This window comes from Pseudomonas sp. UYEF17 (assembly GCF_040546125.1).
GTDB lineage: Bacteria > Pseudomonadota > Gammaproteobacteria > Pseudomonadales > Pseudomonadaceae > Aquipseudomonas > Aquipseudomonas putida_Z.
In genome coordinates this window covers 101040-117386 of the sequence record NZ_JBEPNE010000005.1, presented here as the reverse complement: position 1 = coordinate 117386, position 16347 = coordinate 101040, and the positions used below count along the sequence as shown (strand labels likewise).

Sequence of the window (16347 nt, the reverse complement as noted above, 5' to 3'; positions counted from 1 at the left end):
TTAGGGCTTCACGGTGCAACGGAAACTGCCAGGTATGCTACTGCATTAATGAAAATGATTTTCAATTTAATACATGTTTTTACGGGTGTAGCATCCCGACGTATTTTGTCGTGCATCCTGCGCGAAACTGCGCCAGCCGGCAAATCCCGTTTACATATTTGACTCAGACGTCAGACGGTCGCGCCACAAACGCCCCATGCCTGTTAGAATGCGCGGCTATTTTCTGGCGACCCCCGGTTTCTAGCATGTCCCGACTCAATCCCCGGCAGCAGGAAGCCCGTGACTATGTCGGCGGCCCTCTTTTGGTGCTCGCCGGTGCAGGCTCGGGCAAGACCAGCGTGATCACGCGCAAGATTGCCCACCTCATCCAGAACTGCGGCATCCGTGCCCAGTACATCGTGGCGATGACCTTCACCAACAAGGCCGCGCGCGAGATGAAGGAGCGGGTCGCCACCCTGCTGCGCCCGGGGGAAGGCCGTGGCCTGACGGTGTGCACGTTCCACAACCTGGGCTTGAACATCATCCGCAGGGAGCACGAGCGCCTGGGCTACAAGCCGGGTTTCTCGATCTTCGACGAGTCCGACATCAAGGCGTTGCTGTCGGACATCATGCAGAAGGAATACTCCGGCGACGACGGCATCGACGAGATCAAGAACATGATCGGTGCCTGGAAGAACGACCTGATCCTGCCCGCCGAAGCCCTGGAGAAGGCGCGCAACCCGCGCGAGCAGACCGCAGCCATCGTCTACACCCACTACCAGCGCACGCTCAAGGCGTTCAACGCGGTGGACTTCGACGACCTGATCCTGCTGCCGGTCAAGCTGTTCCAGGAACACCCCGATGTGCTGGAGCGTTGGCAGAACCGCGTGCGCTACCTGCTGGTGGACGAATACCAGGACACCAACGCCAGCCAGTACCTGCTGGTGAAGATGCTGATCGGCATGCGCAACCAGTTCACCGTGGTAGGCGACGACGACCAGTCGATCTACGCCTGGCGTGGCGCCCGGCCGGAAAACCTGATGCTGCTCAAGGAGGACTACCCCTCCCTGAAAGTGGTGATGCTGGAGCAGAACTACCGCTCCACCAGCCGCATCCTGCGCTGCGCCAACGTGCTGATCGCAAACAACCCGCACGCGTTCGAGAAGCAGCTGTGGAGCGAGATGGGCGTGGGCGACGAGATCCGCGTCATCCGCTGCAAGAACGAGGAAGCCGAGGCCGAACGCGTGGCCATGGAAATCCTCACCCTGCACCTGCGCACCAACCGCCCGTACAGCGACTTTGCCATCCTCTACCGCGGCAACTACCAGGCCAAGCTGATCGAACTGAAGCTGCAGCACCACCAGGTGCCGTATCGCCTGTCGGGCGGCAACAGCTTCTTCGGCCGCCAGGAGGTCAAGGACCTGATGGCCTACCTGCGCCTGCTGGTGAACCCGGACGATGACAACGCCTACCTGCGGGTGATCAACGTACCGCGCCGCGAAATCGGCTCCACCACCCTGGAAAAGCTCGGCAACTACGCCACCGAGCGCGGTATTTCGATGTACGCCGCCAGCGAGGAGCTTGGCCTGGGCGAGCATCTGGACGCCCGCTATACCGAGCGCTTGCAGCGCTTCAAGCATTGGCTGGACGGGGTGCGCCACAAGGTTGCCCTGGAAGACCCGATTGCCGCGCTGCACGAGATGATCCGCGATATCGACTACGAGAACTGGATCCGCCAGCAGACCGCCAGCGACAAGGCTGCCGAGTTCCGCATCAGCAACGTCTGGTTCCTGGTCGAAGCGCTGAAGAACACCCTCGAGAAGGACGAAGAAGGTGACATGACCATCGAGGACGCCATCGGCAAGCTGGTGCTGCGCGACATGCTCGAGCGCCAGCAGGAAGAGGAAGAGAACGCCGAAGGTGTGCAGATGATGACCCTGCATGCCTCCAAGGGCCTGGAATTCCCCTACGTGTTCATCATGGGCATGGAAGAGGAAATCCTCCCGCACCGCTCCAGCATCGAGGCCGACACCATCGAAGAGGAACGCCGCCTGGCCTACGTGGGCATCACCCGCGCGCGCCAGACCCTGGCCTTCACCTTCGCCGCCAAGCGCAAGCAGTACGGTGAAATCATCGACTGCACGCCCAGCCGGTTCCTCGACGAACTGCCACCGGACGACCTGGCCTGGGAAGGCCTGGACGATGCGCCGGTCGAGGTAAAGGCTGCACGGGGCAACAACGCCTTGGCCGATATCCGGGCAATGCTCAAACGCTGATCAACCATTACTCTTTAACTTTGCCGCTATTTGCGGCCACCTTTGCTACATCGAGGAAAACAAAGTGGAAGCACTGCATCAGAAGATTCGCGAAGAAGGCATCGTGCTTTCCGATCAGGTTCTCAAAGTCGACGCGTTTCTCAACCACCAGATCGACCCGGCGCTGATGCAGCTGATCGGTGACGAGTTCGCCCGCCTGTTCGCCGACGCGGGCGTGACCAAGATCGTCACCATCGAAGCCTCGGGCATTGCCCCGGCGGTGATGACTGGCCTGAAGCTGGGCGTGCCGGTGATCTTCGCCCGCAAGCACCAGTCGCTGACCCTGACCGAGAACCTGCTGACCGCCTCGGTGTATTCCTTCACCAAGCAGACCGAGAACACCGTGGCCATCTCGCCGCGTCACCTCAACAGCAGCGACCGCGTGCTGGTGATCGACGACTTCCTGGCCAACGGCAAAGCGTCGCAGGCACTGATCTCGATCATCAAGCAGGCCGGCGCCACCGTGGCCGGCCTGGGTATCGTGATCGAGAAGTCGTTCCAGGGCGGCCGTGCCGAGCTGGACAGCCAGGGCTATCGCGTCGAGTCGCTGGCCCGGGTGAAGTCGCTGGAAGGTGGTGTGGTGTCCTTCATCGAATAAGGCCGCTACGCGATCTCTGTGGGAGCGGGTTTACCCGCGAATGCGATTTGGGATGCGCCATCGCATTCGCGGGTAAACCCGCTCCCACAGGGGACAGTATGTCCGAGCGTTTATTTTGCAGCCTGTAAGCCCGCCAGCAGCAACCGCTGGTAAAGCTCTTCCTTCAGCCCCTGCGGCTGATCCAGTTGCATCCGCGCAAGATGCCTCGCATACCCCTCTGGCCCCGGCGCATCCAGCGCTGCCTTGCCCAGCTCCAGCACCTCGCTCAGCTTGAACTTGCTCTTCAACCAGTTCAGTGCCCGCAGCAAATCCCGCTCTTCAGCCGTAAAGTCCGTGCCCAGCGGATACTCCGGGAACAACCGCGAGTGCCGCGCCCTGATCGCCTCCAGCCGCTGCGGCGTATTGTCGGTAAAGCACGCCTCCAGTTGAAAATCCCTGGCCAGCTTGCCGGCATCCTTTGCCTGCTCGATCAGCCCCTGCTGGAACCGCGAATCACATACCGCCAGCAACCGCGCAATCACCTCGCTGTCGGTCTGCCCACGCAGGTCGGCGATGCCGTACTCAGTCACCACGATATCGCGCAGGTGCCGGGGGATGGTGCAATGGCCATAGTTCCAGAACAGGTTCGAGGTTACCTCCCCGCCCGCCTCACGCCAGCTGCGCAGCAGCAGGATCGAACGCCCGCCTTCCAGCGCATGGCCCTGGGCGACGAAGTTGTACTGCCCGCCCACGCCACTGAGTACCCGGCCATCCTCCAGCTGGTCGGCCACCCCGGCGCCGAGCAGGGTCATGCCGAATACGGTATTGATGAAGCGCGCATCACGGCGTTGGCGGCGCTTGAGCTCCTCCTGCCCGTACAGCTCGTTGATGAAGCTGATACGCGTCATGGCAAACCGTGCGCGCTGCTCCAGCGGCATGTCCCGCAAGCGCTGGTAGAACGCCTGGGGGCCGAGGAAGAAACCGCCATGCAGCACTGCCGCCCCCTGCTCGTCCGCCGGGCGCCGCAACAGGCCCGCTTCGGCCAGCGCCAGCAAGCCGTTGACGAACATCTCGCTGCAGCCGTACAGGCCTTGGGCGAAGGTATCCAGGCCCCCTTCCCGTTCGATCAGCGCTTGCCACGAGCCAGCACCCAGCGCGTCGAGCACGGCACGATAACCGGCGTTGTCACCCTGGCGCGCCAGCAATGCGGCAGCTACCGCATCGCCCATGGCACCAATGCCGATCTGCAGCGTGCCGCCGTCGCGAACCAGGCTGCTGGCGTGCAGGCCGATGCAGTGGTCCTGGGTGTTGACCGGCATGTTCGGCGTGGAGAACAGGCGGCGTTGCTCGGCTGTGTCGATCAGCAGGTCGAACGTATCGATGGGTATCTCGGCGTCACCCGGCATATAAGGCAGCTCGCCATGCACCTGGCCGAGCATGAGGATGGTCTCGCCGGCGGCGCGGCGCTTGGCGATCATCGGCAGCAGGTCGAGGGTGATGTCGGGGTTGCAGGCCAGGCTCAGGTGCACCGGCCTCTCGGGGGTGGCGGCCACCAGCTGCGCGATCAGGTTCAGGCCCTTGGCGTTGATGTCGCGTGCGGCGTGGCTGTAGTTGCTGCTGATGTAGCTCTGCTGGGCCGACGCGCTGTGCAGCAGGCTGCCCGGCTGCATGAAGAACTGTTCGACGCGAATGTTGGATGGCAACGTGTCGTTGCGCAGGTCGGTGAGGTAGGCGAGTTCTTCGTAGTCGGCGAAAACGCGTTCGACAAAGGGTTCGAGAAAGCGCCGTTGCAAACCGTCACCCAGTGACGGACGGCCGAGGGACAGGGCCGTGTAGATGGTCAGCTGCCGTTCGGGCAGCTCGCGGATGCGGGCGTAAAGCGCATTGACGAAGGCGTTGGGCTTGCCCAGGCCCAGCGGCAGGCCCATGTGGATGTGGGCTGGCAGGCGCGACAGGACTTGCTCGACAGCCTGGTCGATGGAGCAGAGGTGCATCGGGGCCTCCTGAGACATCCATGGGTTCAGGGGTTGGACAGGGGCTTTGGTGGGTTGGTTGCCTGTGCCGGCCTCTTCGCGGCTAAAGCCGCTCCCACAGAGACCTCACCGCCCTTGAGTCCTGTGCTGTACCTGCGAGTTCCCAGAGGGTCCCCGCAGCCCTTGAAGCCTGCACTGTACCTGTGGGAGCGGCTTTAGCCGCGAAAGGGCCGGCACAGGCACTACAAAAACAAAGCCCGCCATCAATGGCGGGCCTCATGCAATTCAGCTGTTTCTCACAGCCCGGACATTTTCTTGATCGCCCCTTTCAGGTCGTCATCCGAGCAGTCCGCGCAGGTGCCTTTCGGTGGCATGGCGTTGATGCCGGTAATGGCCTTGGCCAGGATGCCGTCCAGGCCGCCCTGGTGGTCGGCGCGTTCCTTCCACGCCGCGGTATCGCCAATCTTCGGTGCGCCGAGCAGGCCGGAGCCATGGCAGGCATTGCAGTGCTTGGCGATGATCTCGTCCGGCGTCTTGGCACCACCGCCACCTGCGGCGGCGGCCACTTCCATGCCTTTGCACTCTTGGCCCTGGACGCACACCTGGCCAACCGGCTCCAGGCGCTTGGCGATGTCATCATTGGTCGCAGCGGTTGCGCTCATTGCCCAGAGGGCGAATACGGCTGCTGGTACGGCCAGCATCTTCTTGATTTGGTTCACGCGAACACCCTCATGGTGGCTAATCACGCTCGCGGCCACGGATCGGCGAGCGTTGAAAAGTATAGCGGGAACCCAGAGGCCGTGAAACGACCCCACACAGGAAAGGGGTATTGCCGAATCAATGCACTGCGCTGGATCAAAAGTTTGAAGGCGTCGCCGCACTGATCAGCCGCGCCGGCCGGTCGAACGGGTTGCGAAAGCGGTGCGGACGGGTGCTTTCGAAGTAGTAGCTGTCGCCCTCTTCAAGGATGAAGATCTCGTTGCCGACCACCAGCTCCAGGCGGCCTTCGAGCAGGATGCCGGTTTCTTCGCCGTCGTGGGTAAGCATTTCGGCCCCCGTATCGGCACCCGGTGGATACACCTCGGTGAGAAAGGCGATGGCACGGTTGGGGTGCGACTTGCCGACCAGCTTCATGGTCACCGCACCGTCGGAGATATCGATCAGCTCATGGGCCTTGTAGACGATCTGCGTGGGGCTTTCAGGTTCCAGTTCGACCGAGAAGAACTCGACCATGGACATGGGAATGCCGCTCAGCACCTTGCGCAGCGAGCTGATCGACGGGCTCACGCTGTTCTTCTCGATCATCGAGATGGTGCTGTTGGTCACGCCGGCACGCTTGGCGAGTTCACGCTGGGACAGGCCCTTGAGCTTGCGGATGGCTTGCAGTCGTTCGCCGACGTCCAAAGCTGGAGCCTCCTGAAACGGTGGAAAGGGGGGTGGATGTGAACGATATCATGGCAATGCCGTTCAGTATTTACAACACACCGCCCCTCAACCTGTCCGCTTCAGCGTGTCATTCGCCGACGTAGTCCCGAGGTACCCGCTTCAGGTTGCAGAAAATCTGGTACGGAATGGTACCCGCGTGCGCAGCCACTTCACTGGCCAGCACATGCTTGCCCCACAGTTCGACGGGGCTGCCGACGGTGGCTTCCGGCACATCGGTCAAGTCGATGCTGAGCATGTCCATCGACACCCGGCCGATCAGTTGGGTGCGCTTGCCGGCTACCAGCACCGGGGTACCGTTGGGCGCCTGGCGCGGGTAGCCATCGGCATAGCCCATGGCAACCACACCAACGCGGGTTGGCCGTGGGCTGACGAACTTGGCGCCATAGCCCACCGGCTCGCCGGCAGGCAGTTCGCGCACGCTGATCACCCGCGATTGCAGGGTCATCACCGGTTGCAGGCGCTCGGCCTCGGCCTGGGCCACTTCGAACGGTGTGGCACCGTACAGCATCAGGCCCGGGCGCACCCAGTCGCTGGGGGCCTGCGGCCAGCCCAGCACACCGGGGGAGTTGCGCAGGCTGCACTCGGCGGCCAGGCCCTGGCGCGCGGCCTCGAACACGGCGATCTGCTGGGCGGTAGCGTCGGCATCCAGTTCGTCGGCGCGAGCGAAGTGGCTCATCAGCACGATGCGCGCGACCTTGCCGCTGGCCAGCAGGCGCTGGTAGGCCTCGTGGTAGTCCTTGGGGTGCAGGCCGACGCGGTGCATGCCGCTGTCGAGCTTGAGCCAGACGGTGAGCGGCTTGTGCAGCTGGGTCTTTTCGATCGCTTCCAGTTGCCACAGCGAGTGCACCACGCACCACAGGTCGTGTTCGGCGATCAGGGCCAGTTCGCTGGCTTCGAAGAAGCCTTCCAGCAGCAGCACCGGGGCCTTGATACCGGCGGCGCGCAGCTCCAGCGCTTCTTCGATGCAGGCCACGGCAAAGCCGTCGGCTTCGGCCTCCAGGGCCAGGGCACAGCGCACGGCGCCGTGGCCATAGGCGTCGGCCTTGATCACTGCGAGGGCTTTGGCACCGGTCAGTTCACGGGCCAGACGGTAGTTGTGGCGCAGGGCCTGGAGGTCGATCAGGGCGCGGGCGGGACGCATGGCGGCTGCCTTATGGTGGTTCACAGGTTGAAAACGGTGTTGGGTTCTTCGCGGCTAAAGCCGCTCCCACAGGGGACCGCACAATGTCCAAGCACATGCGATCCCTGTGGGAGCGGCTTTAGCCGCGAAGAGGCCGGCGCAGGCTATTACTGCTGGTGAGCCGGCGCAGTCTGCCCGTGCTTGGCCACTTCCGGGCTGTTGCCATAACGGGAAATGTCCAGGCCTTCGGCACTGATCTGCGGCTTCTTGCGCGCAATCAGGTCGGCCAGCAGGCGACCGGAGCCGCACGCCATGGTCCAGCCCAAAGTACCGTGACCGGTGTTCAGGAACAGGTTGCGGAACGCCGTGGCACCAACGATCGGCGTGCCGTCCGGGGTCGCCGGGCGCAGGCCGGTCCAGAAGCTGGCCTGGCTCAGATCACCGCCGCGAGGATAAAGGTCGTTGACGATCATCTCCAGCGTTTCGCGCCGACGCGGGTTCAGCGACAGGTCAAAACCGGCAATTTCAGCCATGCCGCCGACGCGGATACGGTTGTCGAAACGGGTAATGGCGACCTTGTAGGTCTCGTCGAGAATGGTCGAGGTCGGGGCCATGTCGGCGTTGGTGATCGGCACGGTCAGCGAGTAGCCCTTCAGCGGGTACACCGGGGCCTTGATGCCCAGCGGCTTGAGCATCTGCGGCGAGTAGCTGCCCAGCGCCAGCACGTAACGGTCGGCAGTTTCCAGCTTGCCGTCGATCCATACGCCATTGATGCGGTCACCCGCGAAGTCCAGGCGCTGGATGTCCTGGCCGAAGCGGAACTCCACGCCCAGCTTCACGGCCATTTCGGCAAGCTTGGTGGTGAACAGCTGGCAGTCGCCAGTCTGGTCGTTTGGCAGGCGCAGGGCGCCGGCCAGGATGTCCTTGACGCCAGCCAGGGCCGGTTCGACGCGGGCAATGCCGTCGCGGTCGAGCAGCTCGTAAGGCACGCCGGACTGCTCCAGCACGGCAATGTCCTTGGCCGCGGCATCCACCTGGGCCTGGGTACGGAACAGCTGGGTGGTACCCAGGCTGCGGTTTTCGTAGGCGATGCCGGTTTCGGCGCGCAGTTCGTCGAGGCAGTCACGGCTGTACTCGGACAGGCGCACCATGCGCTCCTTGTTCACCGCGTAACGGCTGGCGGTGCAGTTGCGCAGCATCTGTGCCATCCACAGGTACTGGTCGACGTCGCCGGTGAGCTTGATGGCCAGGGGCGCGTGGCGCTCCAACAGCCATTTGATGGCCTTCAGCGGCACGCCTGGGGCGGCCCAGGGCGAGGCATAGCCGGGCGAGATCTGGCCTGCGTTGGCAAAGCTGGTTTCCATGGCCACCGCCGGCTGGCGATCGACCACCGTTACTTCGAAACCTTGCCGGGCCAGATAGTAGGCACTGGCGGTTCCGATCACACCGCTACCAAGTACCAGAACTCGCATCGTTTTATCCCTCGCACGCGGCGCGCCGCAGACTTTTATTGAAATGGCATGAATGCGCGCAGTATAGGAATTTGAAGGCAGTGCAATTCACTATATAAAAGCCTATTATTGGCGAGAATTCTCGGCAAAATCGCCTTTCACGGAGGGGCATCCCCTATGAGAACCCAGCACCAGAGCAAGCGTGAACTGGACAAGATCGACCGTAACATCCTGCGTATCCTGCAGAATGACGGGCGTATTTCCTTCACCGAACTGGGCGAGAAAGTTGGGCTTTCCACCACCCCTTGCACCGAGCGGGTCCGCCGCCTGGAGCGCGAGGGCATCATCATGGGCTACAACGCCCGCCTGAACCCGCAGCACCTCAAGGGCAGCCTGCTGGTGTTCGTGGAAATCAGCCTGGACTACAAATCGGGCGACACCTTCGAGGAGTTCCGCCGCGCGGTGCTGAAACTGCCCCACGTACTGGAATGCCACCTGGTTTCAGGCGACTTCGACTACCTGGTGAAGGCGCGTATTTCCGAGATGGCCTCGTACCGCAAGCTGCTCGGCGACATCCTGCTGAAGCTGCCGCACGTGCGCGAATCGAAGAGCTACATCGTGATGGAAGAGGTGAAGGAGAGCCTTTGCCTGCCGATCCCGGACTGAAGTCAGACCAGCACCTGGCGGGTGGTGGCAATGAACTGGTGGACCAGCTGCTCGGCAGCGGGCTCGATCATCTGTTCAGGGCCACGACCGCGCGGGCAGGCCAGGCGCGGAGTGGTGCCGAACAGGCGGCAGATCATCGGGCGCTCTTCATACACCGTGCAGCCGTTGGGGCCCAGGTGCACACAGTCCAGGCGCTCCAGGGCGGCGTCCTGCTCGGCCTGGGACTTGCGCGGCAGGCGGGCCATTTCTTCCGCCGACGTGGTGACCGGGCCGCAGCAGTCATGGCAGCCGGGCTCGCACTCGAAGGAAGGGATGAGTTCGCGCAGGAAGTGGATCTTGTGGCGGTTGCAGGACATGGCTGGGTACAAAACTAGGAAATTGGCCAGATTATAGGCCCATTCGCGGGCTTGCCCGCTCCCACAGGCAACCCACCCATCTCAAAATTGTGGAGCACCTGTGGGAGCGGGCAAGCCCGCGAACGAGGGCGCAGCCCTCGCCTTGTTGCCCACCACCCTACCCCGGCTTATCCTCCTCCCCCTCAGCCCACCAGCCTCAGGACCTGCCCAATGATCTACAGCGCGCAGCACGCCGCCTCCTATTACGCCGCCAGCAGCGCGCCACACCCCGACCACTCCTTCCTGCAAGGCGAGCACAGCGCCGACGTGTGCATCGTCGGCGGCGGCTACTCGGGCCTGAACACCGCCATCGAACTGGCCGAACGCGGCTTCTCGGTCATCCTGCTGGAAGCGCGCAAGCTCGGTTGGGGCGCCAGCGGGCGCAATGGTGGGCAACTGATCCGCGGCGTCGGCCACGGCCTGGAACAATTCCTCCCGGTCATCGGTGAGGAAGGTGTGCGCAGCCTGAAACTGATGGGCCTGGAAGCCGTGCAGATCGTCCGCGAGCGGGTCGAAAGGCATGCCATCGCCTGCGACCTGACCTGGGGCTACTGCGACCTGGCCAACAAACCCGCCGAGCTGCTGGGCTTTGCGGAGGATGCTGAAGAACTGCGCAGCCTCGGCTACGCACATGAACTGCGCCTGGTCGGCAAGGACGACATCCACAGCGTGGTCGGTGCTGACTGCTATGTCGGCGGGCTGATCGACATGGGCTCCGGGCACCTGCACCCGCTCAACCTGGCCCTGGGTGAGGCTGCAGTGGCCAGCCGCCTGGGCGTGAAGCTGTTCGAGCAGTCCGAGGTCACACGCATCGACTACGGCCCGGAAGTACAGGTACACACCGCCCAGGGCCGGGTGCGCGCCAAGACTCTGGTGCTGTGTTGCAACGCCTACCACAACGACCTCAACCGCGAACTGGGCGGCAAGGTGCTGCCAGCCGGCAGCTACATCATCGCCACCGAGCCGCTGGGCGAGGAACGTGCCCGTTCGCTGCTGCCGCAGAACATGGCGGTGTGTGACCAGCGCGTGGCACTGGACTATTACCGCCTGTCCGCCGACCAGCGCCTGTTGTTCGGCGGTGCCTGCCACTATTCAGGCCGCGACCCGAAGGACATTGCCGCCTACATGCGGCCAAAGATGCTCAAGGTATTCCCGCAACTGGCCGATGTGCGCATCGACTACCAGTGGGGCGGCATGATCGGCATCGGCGCCAACCGCCTGCCACAGGTTGGCCGCCTGGCCAGCCAGCCGAACGTGTATTACGCCCAGGCCTACTCCGGCCATGGGCTCAACGCCACCCACCTGGCTGCGCGCCTGCTCGGCGAAGCCATCAGCGGCCAGGAAAGCGGGCGGTTCGACCTGTTTGCCAAGGTGCCGCACATCACCTTCCCCGGCGGCCAGCACCTGCGCTCGCCGCTGCTGGCGCTGGGGATGCTGTGGCATCGTCTGAAAGAGCTGATCTGAAAGCCGCGCACTGCCCCTTGTGGGAGCGGCCTTGCGTCGCGAAAGGGCTGCGAAGCAGCCCCGGCAATTCATGCAGCGATGCAAATATCCTGGGGCCGCTGTGCGGCCCTTTCGCGACACAAGGCCGCTCCCACAACGATCGCATCAATCTTTCCAGAAGGGCTTACGCCCCTCGGTCCGGGCCTGCTCCCAGCTCAGCCCGACATCGCGCAACTCGTCATCGGTCAACTGCAGCAGCGCCCTGCGGGTGTGCCAGCGATGCAGCATCAGCCCCCAACGCCCCAACCCTTCCGGCGCGTTGAACACCTTGGCTTGCTGCCCGGCTTCCAGTTCCTTGGCCAACAGTTGCAAGCGCACATCGCTCATGCCACCCATCACCGCATCCTCTCGTTCAGTTGATACCGTGGAGAAAGCATGCGCGTCGACAGCACCGGCAATACAGACCCAATACAGCCTTATTATTCCCATACAGAATTGGCCGCAGGCCGACTGAATGCTGTATTTTCAGCACAACTGTACCGGTCGCCACGCTATTGCAGCGAAGGAGTATGCCGTGACCCTTTACCTGAACCTCGCCGAGCTGCTCGGTGCGCGCATTGAACAGGGCCTCTACCGCCCCGGCCAGCGCCTGCCGTCAGTGCGCGCCCTGAGTGTGGAGCACGGGGTCAGCCTGAGCACCGTGCAGCAGGCCTACCGCATGCTGGAAGACAGCGGCATGGTCTCGCCCCGGCCCAAGTCCGGCTACTTCGTCAACGACCACCGCCACCTGCCAGCCCTGCCCGCCGTCAGCCGCCCGGCCCAGCGCCCGGTAGACATCTCGCAATGGGAGCAGGTGCTGGAACTGGTGCGAAGCACCCCACGCCAAGGCGTGATCCAGCTCGGCCGCGGCATGCCCGACATCGACAGCCCCACCCTCAAGCCACTGCTGCGCAGCCTCGCCCAGCTGAGCCGGCGGCAGGACATGCCCGGCCTGTACTACGACAACATCCACGGCAACCTGGCCCTGCGCGAACAGGTGGCCCGGCTGATGCTCGACTCCGGCTGCCGCCTGGGCCCGGGCGACCTGGTGATAACCACCGGCTGCCATGAGGCGCTGTCATGCAGCATCCGCGCGGTATGCGAGCCGGGCGATATCGTCGCGGTCGACTCCCCCAGCTTCCACGGCGCCATGCAAACCCTCAAGGGCCTGGGCATGAAAGCCCTGGAAATCCCCACCGACCCGGTCATCGGTATCAGCCTGGAGGCCCTGGAACTGGCCTTGGAGCAGTGGCCGATCAAGCTCATCCAGATCACCCCCAGCTGCAACAACCCGCTCGGCTACATCATGCCCGAGGCCCGCAAGAAGGCCCTGCTGAGCCTGGCCCAGCGCTACGACGTGGCGATCCTCGAAGATGATGTATACGGCGACCTGGCCTACACCTACCCGCGCCCACGCACCCTCAAGTCGTTTGACGACGACGGCCGCGTGCTGCTTTGCAGTTCGTTCTCCAAGACACTCGCCCCCGGCCTGCGGATAGGCTGGGTGGCACCCGGTCGTTACCTGGAGCGGGTGCTGCACATGAAGTACATCAGCACCGGCAGCACGGCCAGCCAGCCGCAGTTGGCCATTGCCGACTTCATCGCCGGCGGGCACTACCAACCCCACGTGCGGCGCATGCGCAGCCAGTACCAGCGTGGCCGCGACCTGATGAGCGATTGGGTAACCCGCTACTTCCCGGCGGGCACCCGGGTCAGCCGGCCGCAAGGTGGCTTCATGCTGTGGGTGGAATTACCCGAACATTTCGATACGCTGCGCCTGAACCGGGCTTTACTGGAGCAGGACGTACAGGTTGCCGTGGGCAGCATCTTCTCGGCCTCGGGCAAGTTCCGCCACTGCCTGCGCATGAACTTCGCCGCGCGGCCGACGCCGCAGATCGAAGCCGCCGTGCGCAAGGTTGGTGAAACCGCCCTTCGTCTACTGGATGAAGAAAGCGCCAGCGCGTAACTTTGCGCCGCCCGCCACGGTCCAACCTATCAAGCCTTTGCTGCACAGGACGATCCACCCTTGAGACTCCAGCGAGCCCTGCCTCTGCTGCTGGTGCTACTGCTCGGCCTTGCCGGCTGCGCCAGCGTCGGCACGCCCCGCGAAACCAGCCAGGCGCTACCTGCCAACGACTCGGCCTTCGGCCGTTCGGTTCTGCGCCAGGCCGCGCCCTACGGCGGCCGCTCGGGCTTTCGCCTGCTGCCCAACAGCAACGAGGCGTTCCGCGCCCGCGCCGAACTGATCCGCAACGCCCAGGCGAGCATCGACTTGCAGTACTACATCGTCCACGATGGCCTCAGCACCCGCGCCCTGGTGCATGAACTGCTGCGCGCCGCCGACCGTGGCGTGCGCGTGCGCATCCTGCTCGACGACACCACCAGCGACGGCCTGGACGTCATCATGGGTACCCTCGATGCCCATCCGAACATCCAGATCCGCGTGTTCAACCCGCTGCACCTGGGCCGCAGCACCGGCGTGACGCGCGCGGTGGGCCGCCTGTTCAACCTGTCGCGCCAGCACCGGCGCATGCACAACAAACTGTTCCTGGTGGACAACAGCATGGCCATCGTCGGCGGGCGCAACCTGGGCGATGAGTATTTCGATGCCGAACCCAACCTCAACTTCACCGACATCGACTTGCTGGGCGTCGGCCCAGTGGCCGAACAGCTCGGCCATAGTTTCGACCAGTACTGGAACAGCGCCCTGAGCCGGCCGATTACCGACTTTCTCTGGCGCGACCCGGATGCCAGCGACCTGCGCGCCAGCCGCCACCGTCTGGAAATTTCACTTGCCGAAGCCAGGACCCAGCGCAAAGCCCTGTATGACCGCTTGATGGCCTACCAGTCGCAGCCGCGCCTGGATGTGTGGCGCAACGAGCTTATCTGGGCCCATGCCCAAGCGCTGTGGGATGCGCCGAGCAAGGTGCTGGCCGATGACGAACCGGACCCGCAACTGCTGCTGACCCAGCAACTGGCCCCTGACTTGAGCAAGGTGCAACACGAGCTGATCCTGGTATCGGCGTACTTCGTGCCCGGCGAGTCCGGCCTGCTGTACCTGACCCACAGCGCCGATGCGGGTATCTCGGTCAAACTGCTGACCAACTCGCTGGAAGCTACCGACGTGCCGGCAGTGCATGGCGGCTATGCGCCGTATCGGCGGGCGCTGCTGGAGCATGGCGTGCAGCTGTACGAGCTGCGCCGCCAACCCGGCGACCCCAGCGCGCGGCACCGCGTGAGCTTCCATGGCAGCTCGGACTCGAGCCTGCACAGCAAGGCGATCGTGTTCGACCGGCGCAAGACCTTCATCGGCTCGTTCAACTTCGACCCGCGTTCGGTGTTGTGGAATACCGAGGTCGGGGTGCTGGTGGACAGCCCGGAGCTGGCCGAGTACACCCGCGCGCTGGCGGTACAGGGCATGGCCCCGGCCTTGAGCTATCAGCCGACGCTGGTGGGTAACCAGATGGTGTGGGTGACCGAGGAAAATGGCAGGCGGCGCATGCTCACATCCGAACCGGGCGGGATGTGGCGGCGGTTCAATGCCTGGATCAGCAAGGCGGTTGGCCTGGAGAAGATGTTGTAGCGGCGATTTTGGGGCTGCTTTGCAGCCCATCGCGACACAAGGCCGCTCCTACATGGGATCGCGTATCTCCTGTAGGAGCGGCCTTGTGTCGCGATGTGCCGCAAAGCGGCCCCAGAATCCATCAGGCAGAAGCCGGCTCAAACGCCCCGCGCCGCCGGGTCAACACCACCAACCCCGCAGCCCCCGCAGCCATCAGCAACGGCAACGCATGCCCGCTGATCCACTGGCTGCCTGCCCCGGCCAGCAGCGGCCCGAGCAGGCAGCCAATACCCCACAGCTGCGCCACATGGGCGTTGGCCCGCACCAGCGCATCATCCCGGTAGCGCTCACCAATCAGCACCAGCGACAAGGTGAACAAGCCCCCCGCACTGGCCCCGAACAGCACCCACAGCGGCCAGATCGCCGGTGTATGCAGCAGCAACGGAATCGCCAGGCTGGATACCAGCAGGGTCACCGCACAGCCGGTGAACAGGGCGCGCCGCGACATATGGTCGGCCAGCGCACCGATGGGCAGTTGCAGCACCGCATCGCCCACCACCACGGTACTGACCATGAACAGGGCGATTTCGGTGCTGAAGCCCTGTTGCAGGCAATACACCGGCAACAAGGTCAGGATCATTGCTTCGAACGAGGCAAACAGGGCAATGGCCCAGGCGATCACCGGCAAGCGCCGGCAGAAGGCGAACAGGTCGCCGAAGGTGACGCTGCAGGCCTCTGTGCTGGGTGCCCCGCCACGGCCCAGGAGAATCAGCGGTGCCACCAGCAGCAGGCCGGTAGCGGCCCAGAAGCCGAAGTCGTCATCCGAGCCGAGAAAGCCCAGCACCAGCGGCCCGGCCAGCTGGCTGAGGGCATAGCTGCTGCCATACAGCGCCACCAGGCGGCCGCGCCATTGCTCGATCACCAGCTGGTTGATCCAGCTTTCGCCGAGTATGAACACCACGGTCAGCGACATACCGATCAGCAATCGCAACAGCAGCCACAGCGGGTAGCTGGGCAGCAGTGCGACCAGGCCGATCGACAGCGCCCCGCCCCACAGGCACAGGCGCATGGCCGATGGCACGCCGACCCAGCCGGCCAGGCGGCTGGCCAGGCTGGCACCTACCAGCACGCCCAGCGCCGGCATCGCGGCCATCACGCCGATGGCGAAGCTGCCGTAGCCCCAGGCCTCCAGGCGCAGGGATACCAGCGGCATGCTCACGCCGAGTGCCAGCCCGACGCTTAGCACCGATGCCAGTACGGCGAAGTAGGTACCCCAACGCATCCTTGACCTCTTGAGTTCTTGGGGCTGCTTTGCAGCCCATTCGCGGCACAAGGCCGCTCCTACAGGGAAACGCATACCCCTGTAGGAGCGGCCTTGTGC

Annotated in this window: 14 protein-coding genes; 6 read left to right on the top strand and 8 right to left on the bottom strand. The window is 64.1% G+C overall.

Translation table 11 applies throughout. The features are described 5' to 3' along the window. The first annotated feature begins 245 nt into the window (after positions 1-245). Complete coding sequence (rep, locus tag ABIB24_RS10305; RefSeq protein ID WP_015272320.1) at positions 246-2255, top strand: DNA helicase Rep; 2010 nt, start codon at positions 246-248, stop codon at positions 2253-2255. Positions 2256-2319: 64 nt separating this feature from the next. Beyond that, complete coding sequence (locus ABIB24_RS10300; protein ID WP_003253535.1) at positions 2320-2892, top strand: xanthine phosphoribosyltransferase; 573 nt, start codon at positions 2320-2322, stop codon at positions 2890-2892. Positions 2893-3002: 110 nt separating this feature from the next. On the opposite strand, the gene ABIB24_RS10295 is transcribed toward ABIB24_RS10300, so the two are convergent. The 5 genes from ABIB24_RS10295 to dadA all read right to left on the bottom strand — a co-directional run bounded on the left by ABIB24_RS10295 (position 3003) and on the right by dadA (position 8882). Further along, positions 3003-4865 (bottom strand): acetyl-CoA hydrolase/transferase C-terminal domain-containing protein, encoded by a 1863-nt coding sequence (locus tag ABIB24_RS10295; protein ID WP_274078276.1) that lies wholly within the window; start codon positions 4863-4865, stop codon positions 3003-3005. 275 nt (positions 4866-5140) lie between these two features. Next, positions 5141-5545, bottom strand: a complete 405-nt coding sequence (locus tag ABIB24_RS10290; RefSeq protein ID WP_038408395.1) for a c-type cytochrome — start codon at positions 5543-5545, stop codon at positions 5141-5143. A gap of 154 nt (positions 5546-5699) precedes the next feature. Further along, entirely contained in the window at positions 5700-6248 is a 549-nt protein-coding gene (locus ABIB24_RS10285; RefSeq protein WP_013974777.1) for a cupin domain-containing protein, read from the bottom strand. Positions 6249-6357: 109 nt separating this feature from the next. Beyond that, complete coding sequence (gene alr, locus ABIB24_RS10280) at positions 6358-7431, bottom strand: alanine racemase (protein ID WP_025341100.1); 1074 nt, start codon at positions 7429-7431, stop codon at positions 6358-6360. A 146-nt stretch (positions 7432-7577) separates the two neighbouring features. Beyond that, positions 7578-8882 carry a D-amino acid dehydrogenase gene (gene dadA, locus ABIB24_RS10275; protein ID WP_013974779.1) on the bottom strand — a complete coding sequence of 435 codons (1305 nt, stop codon included), beginning with the start codon at positions 8880-8882 and terminating at the stop codon, positions 7578-7580. A gap of 156 nt (positions 8883-9038) precedes the next feature. On the opposite strand from dadA, the gene dadR reads away from it, so the two are divergent. Next, the gene (dadR, locus tag ABIB24_RS10270) at positions 9039-9527 is read left to right on the top strand and encodes a transcriptional regulator DadR (RefSeq protein WP_003258963.1); all 489 of its coding nucleotides are present in this window, start codon (positions 9039-9041) and stop codon (positions 9525-9527) included. Between the two features lie 2 nt (positions 9528-9529). Here dadR and ABIB24_RS10265 read toward each other — a convergent pair whose 3' ends face one another. After that, positions 9530-9883 carry a YkgJ family cysteine cluster protein gene (locus tag ABIB24_RS10265; RefSeq protein ID WP_013974780.1) on the bottom strand — a complete coding sequence of 118 codons (354 nt, stop codon included), beginning with the start codon at positions 9881-9883 and terminating at the stop codon, positions 9530-9532. 210 nt (positions 9884-10093) lie between these two features. Here ABIB24_RS10265 and ABIB24_RS10260 point away from each other — a divergent pair, with 210 nt between their 5' ends. Next, the gene (locus ABIB24_RS10260) at positions 10094-11386 is read left to right on the top strand and encodes an NAD(P)/FAD-dependent oxidoreductase (RefSeq protein WP_354316403.1); all 1293 of its coding nucleotides are present in this window, start codon (positions 10094-10096) and stop codon (positions 11384-11386) included. Between the two features lie 144 nt (positions 11387-11530). Here the strand turns inward: ABIB24_RS10260 and ABIB24_RS10255 are convergent, their stop codons facing one another. After that, a complete protein-coding gene (locus ABIB24_RS10255) occupies positions 11531-11761 on the bottom strand; it encodes a DUF1127 domain-containing protein (RefSeq protein ID WP_085615949.1) in 231 nt (76 codons plus the stop codon). A gap of 178 nt (positions 11762-11939) precedes the next feature. On the opposite strand from ABIB24_RS10255, the gene ABIB24_RS10250 reads away from it, so the two are divergent. Beyond that, positions 11940-13370, top strand: coding sequence for an aminotransferase-like domain-containing protein (locus ABIB24_RS10250; RefSeq protein ID WP_274078279.1), 1431 nt, complete (start codon positions 11940-11942; stop codon positions 13368-13370). A 60-nt stretch (positions 13371-13430) separates the two neighbouring features. Then, positions 13431-14987 (top strand): phospholipase D family protein, encoded by a 1557-nt coding sequence (locus tag ABIB24_RS10245; protein WP_075046758.1) that lies wholly within the window; start codon positions 13431-13433, stop codon positions 14985-14987. Positions 14988-15108: 121 nt separating this feature from the next. Here ABIB24_RS10245 and ABIB24_RS10240 read toward each other — a convergent pair whose 3' ends face one another. After that, positions 15109-16248, bottom strand: a complete 1140-nt coding sequence (locus tag ABIB24_RS10240) for an MFS transporter (protein ID WP_274078280.1) — start codon at positions 16246-16248, stop codon at positions 15109-15111. Positions 16249-16347 lie beyond the last annotated feature (99 nt).